Genomic DNA, 432 nt, shown 5'->3' with positions numbered 1-432 from the left:
ACTTCTTTGCTTCTTTAATCGTAGCCGTAGCGTTTGCCCGTACCGGTTACGCCGATTTCGCCAGAGAGGTTTTCGGTTGGGGTGTAGCGTGAAAACAGGTTGCCGGTAACGTTGCGGGTGTTATTCAAATGAATGCCCACTCGGTCGGGATTGTCTTTGTCTTCAACGACTTTCGCCTGCATCACGCCCAACGAACCGCGCAGAGAGAGTTTTTTGGGAATGATTTGCCCGATGGCGGACAATTCCACGCCACGCGAACGGTGTTTACCGCCGACTGCCCAAGTGTAGGGATCATTTTGCGCGTCGGGGCGTTAGCGGATATTGAAGCGTTCTATTTGGTAGGCAGACAACGTAGTGCTGAGGCGGTCGTCTAGCCAACTGCTTTTAACGCCGGTTTCGTATTGGCGGGTGTACTCGGGGTCGGCGTTGAAC

The 432-nt window shown here is 53.7% G+C and carries 1 pseudogene; it reads right to left on the bottom strand.

From position 1 onward, the window contains the following. Positions 1 to 17 precede the first annotated feature (17 nt). Positions 18 to 432 (bottom strand): annotated as a pseudogene (locus tag ACTHUE_RS20585) (TonB-dependent receptor domain-containing protein); the annotation flags it as partial.

The organism is Neisseria sp. P0021.S005, from assembly GCF_051956955.1.
Note: the sequence above shows the minus strand (reverse complement) of the source record. Positions and strands in the feature narration are given on the sequence as shown.